General features: G+C 42.8%; 2 protein-coding genes and 1 pseudogene. All 3 read left to right on the top strand.

What is annotated here, in order from left to right; all coding sequences use genetic code 11:
• Positions 1-3,413: pseudogene (locus PVV57_RS09570) on the top strand (hemagglutinin repeat-containing protein); the annotation flags it as partial.
• The gene (locus tag PVV57_RS09565) at positions 3,410-3,817 is read left to right on the top strand and encodes a hypothetical protein (RefSeq protein ID WP_273719537.1); all 408 of its coding nucleotides are present in this window, start codon (positions 3,410-3,412) and stop codon (positions 3,815-3,817) included. The pseudogene PVV57_RS09570 and the gene PVV57_RS09565, both read left to right, overlap by 4 nt.
• Positions 3,818-3,991: 174 nt before the next feature.
• The gene (locus tag PVV57_RS09560; RefSeq protein WP_273719535.1) at positions 3,992-4,393 is read left to right on the top strand and encodes a hypothetical protein; all 402 of its coding nucleotides are present in this window, start codon (positions 3,992-3,994) and stop codon (positions 4,391-4,393) included.
• The last annotated feature ends 245 nt before the right edge of the window (positions 4,394-4,638 follow it).

Genomic DNA, 4,638 nt, shown 5'->3' with positions numbered 1-4,638 from the left:
ATGCAAGCCTCGCGAGCCGTTGGCTCTTCGATCAATGCTGGGGGTGATATCACCGCTATTGCAGGGCAAGATGGCAAACCACATGATCTCACCATCACAGGCAGTTCTGTTACGGCTGATGGCAAGGTGGGGCTGAAAACCAGCCACGATATTCTCATCAACAATGCGGAAAATAGTTTACAGTATGAGATGTCGTATCATAAAGAGGGCGGGGCGTTCAGTAGCAGCAAATCCCAGCATAACAAGATTGATGCGACCCAAGTTTCCGGTTCACTCATATCGGGGGGTAAAGGTGTTGCCATTGATTCAGGAAACAACACGGAAATTGTTGCCTCGATACTCACAGCCGGCAAGACAGGGGAGACTTCAGGAGCAAAAACGCCAGAAGACCAAGCAAAAGCCGATATTACCATTCACTCTGGTGGCAATATTCTCATCAAAGGGGCGCAAGAGAAGTATGATCAGCAAGCACAATCGTCAGAAAGTGGATTTTTGAGTAGCAAATCTTCCGATACATCTCAATCCCATACAACAACGGTTTCCTCCATTCTTGGGGCGACGGGCAATATTGTGTTGGATGCCGAAAAAGAGACCACAATCACGGCTTCTCATATGATTGCCAATGGAGATATCAATGTGGCAGGACAAAGCGTGACGATTGATGGCATGACAGATCACCATAGCAGCCATTCAGAAACTCATGAAACGGGTTTTGGTGTGGGATCAGGCAAGGGCTTTGTTTCGATATTTGGGAGTGAATCAAAGACAGAGAATGAAGAAAGTTTTGAACATCAAGGCTCTTCGCTCAATGGTAAAAATATTACCATCACCGCCAAAAAAGACGATGTGAACGTGGTAGGTTCTGACTTTACCGCAGAGGAAAATATTAATGTTTCGGCAGTCCATAATGTGAATGTTTTGCCTGGTCACAATAGCCATAGCACCAACTCAAAGGAAGAACGTACAGGCTTTGGCATTCAGTTTGAAAAGAACCGCAGTGGTGTTTCTGTAGGGATTGGGGTTGCAGGCGCCAAGGATAAAGGCGATCAATGGGAAAAGTTCAATACAGCATCCAATTTCAAAGCGGGCAAAGATGTGCAGATCAATGCCGGCAATGATGTGAATTTACAAGCGACAAATGTTTTAGCAAATCGTGATGTCAACATTAATGCTGGCAATAATATCACCCTATCGGAAAGCTATGATACCTCTAATGTACAAGAAAAGCATGAAAAGTTCTTTGCTGGTGTGACAGGTTCTGTCAATGTTGGTGTTCTTGGCACGGTACAAGATATAAGGGATGCCGGAAAACGTTTTGGTCATGGGGATACAAAACACAAAATCGGCAATGGTTTGCTTGGCGGTTTAAAAGGTTATGATCTCTATAACAAAGGCAAAGGTCTTTACAATGGGATAAAGGGTGGAGCAAGCAAAAGTGACCTTCGTAATATGGCGGATGTTTCAGCCAGCATTACGGCAGGCTTTAAGGCTGAAAAGGCAGAGGCCTCTTCTCAAGTTATAGAAGGGGGGCGTTCTGTTAACATAAATGCTCACAAAGGAAACATCCATGGTGAGGGGAGCGATATTATTGCAGGTACAAACCCGATTTATGTGCTGGACAATGATGCACAGAGCGGAAATATTAATATGATAGCGGGGCAAAATATCACCTTTGAAAGTGCACAAAACACGCAGAGCACACAAAACAGCAGTGAAAATACTTCCATGAGTGTGGGCTATGGTTATGGCACGGGGGGGGCAGGGGCAACAGGCAGTGCTGCTTTTAGTCAAGGGGAAGGTTCCAGTGATGAAGTGCACCACAAGAACAGCCATATTATAGGCACCGGCACTGTTCATAGCAATAGTGGAGGGAACACCACACTAGCAGGCGCCGTGGTTTCTGGAAACCGTGTAGAGATGGGTGTTGGTGGTGATTTCACCATTACCAGCCTCAGTGATACGGGACAAAGTTCCAGCAAGCAAAACTCTGTTTCTGTTGGCTTTGGTGCAGGAAAAACCGGTGATGGAGGCTCCATGAACGCCTCTTTCCAAAAGGATCAATCCTCTAGTGATTATCACAGCGTTGTGGAGCAATCCGGCGTCAAAGCGGGTGATGGTGGCTTTGATATTACAGTGGTGGGTGCAACAACCATGACCGGAGGCATTATCGACAGTAGCGCACCGGCAGAAAAAAACAGCTTGATCACAGGAAGCATCAGCACCAGTGATATCACCAACAATGCGCATGCTCAAGCCAGCAGCCATGGTTTTAGCCTTTCTGGAAATGACACGATAAAAAACATTGCCAAGAATGTTTTAAATCATGGTAAAGCCAAGGATGGAGCAGAAGGTGAAACCAAATCGGCTATCAGCGATGGCACCATCATCTTAACCGGTGAAACCAACCAGAGGTCGATGGGGCAAGATGCTGGACAAAACATTGGCTCTCTCAACCGCAACACCGCAGCAGCCCACCAAGCTGTCGCACCGATAGACGCCACATCACTTGAGGGTATCGTTCATAATCGCTTAGAGAGGAGGAATGATTTATTGAATGAAATTATTGGAACTTTTTATAAAATTTACAAAATCGGCTATGTTAAAAAACATCCTGAGGGAGAAGTTGAGCATGATGAAAATGGCAATGTCCTCTATGCAACCGATGAAAATGGAAAACCTAAAAAAGACAGTCATGGCAGAAAAATACCTCTATATCACTTTTTAAAGCCAGAGGAAGAAAAGCATTTACAAAAAGGCTCTGATGGCGCTGTTCATATGTTTTACAATGGTATTTTTAATTCCCCTGATGATGCAGCGCGTTATGCTGTCCAATTGACTGATAATGATCACGATCCCCTTTATTTTACATACTTCCCCCAAGCTGAAGACTGGGAAGTAGAAGTAGGGATAGCGGTTTTTCAGAAGCTTCTGGAAGGTAAACTTTTTTTGGCTTGACCAATTCGACCAAGAAGTTCCAGAATACAATGTATCTTTATGGCAATACAGGATTGCATATTGATGCCCATAGTCGTGGTACCCTAACAGCAGGAAATGGATCGTATAATTTAGTAAATCGTGGTGTTCACGGTATAGCAAAGGAAACAAGGGTTAATTTCTTTGGTCCAGCTTATAACACTCAAAATATGGCAAATACGTTATATATCTTAAGGGATGGCAAGCAAACCACTGTTGGCTTGGAAAACCATGCTGATGATTTTGTTGGTATAAAGTTTGGTGGAAATCCTGCTACTTTTCACCAGAGACCCCTTGGTAGTAACGCAGTGAAAGAGGCAAAGAAAGTACTATCTGGTCACCCTAGTCCTCATGATTGTTATAGTCATGCGGATGGAAAGTGTCGACAAGCTTATGGATTCCCTAAACGTACATACATCCCTTCAAGGAGTAAAAAATGAAACAAATTTTAAGATTATTAAGTGGGATAGTTCTCTTAAATATCGCTGGATGTAACATCGACAAGCCTCCTCTAGGCAACGTATATGGGTGGGAGAAGCCAGGAGCAGACTTTACTGAGATAGGAAAAGCCTTGTTAGAATGTGGGATGCCGAGCCCTGAATATCTTGATAGAGAAAATAGGCGCTTGAGCTACAATGATAGTGCAACAATTTATGCTTGCATGATCCAAGCAGGGTTCCGTGATAAACTTGAAAGAGAAGTAGGAACTTGGTGTGAGAATTTTAAAGCCGAAAACCTTCCTATTTGCCAACCTGGTGCTGTCATTCCGAAACGAAGTGTTGAAAAGCGCTTAAACAGCCCTTTTTGTAAAAGGTACAAAAATGCGGATGAATGCCAACCTTAAGTATTGTTATTTGTGGAAACTACAATCCCCACATTCATGCGTTTTCATGCTTGTGCGGGATTGTTCTCTTCATCCACCATCTCAGTTCTGAACTGTCTTGAAAACCAGAGATAAAATCATCAACAGGCTTTCAAGCCTTTTTATTGTAAATAAATCCATTGAAAGGGGGTAAAAATGAAGAAAACTTTAAAACTATTGAGCTGCATAGCTCTCCTAACTACAGCTGGATGTGAGTATAAAGCTGAGGTTCCCTTATCAGCTTGGGAATTATGGGATAAGCCTGGTGCAGATACAATTGATATAGGGAAGGCGCTGTTGGAATGTGGTATGCCAACACCTTATTATCATGATGAATACAACAGAAAATTAGATGGAAATGCGAAGGCATTAATTGAAGCTTGCATGGTTCAAGCAGGTTTTAGGTATAAATCCGGATATTTGAGTTCGTGTGAGCTTTTTGATCCTCGTTTTCCGATTTGTCGTTCAGGAGCTGTCATTCCTCAAAGAAGTGTTAAGAAACGCTTGAACAGTCCCCATTGTCAAATAAATAGAAACAGACCTGAATGTCTACCGTAGTAGTTTCTTAATGTTGGTGTGATTAAGAGTAATCCTCAGTTCTTTTTATCTTTTGCACTAAGTGTATGGGTTGATTGTATTGGTATTCAACGTGTTTCAAATTTGTATGGACAGAGGAACATAAAACATCAACAAGCTTTAAGCAATCTTATCGTAAAAAATCATTGAAGGAGAGGAAAAATGAAAGTAACTTTAAAGTTATTGAGTGGATTAGTTTTGCTTATTATAGCTGGATGTGCTCCAGG

It is taken from the genome of Bartonella sp. AU15XJBT, from assembly GCF_028618615.1.
Lineage (GTDB): Bacteria > Pseudomonadota > Alphaproteobacteria > Rhizobiales > Rhizobiaceae > Bartonella.
Note: the sequence above shows the minus strand (reverse complement) of the source record. Positions and strands in the feature narration are given on the sequence as shown.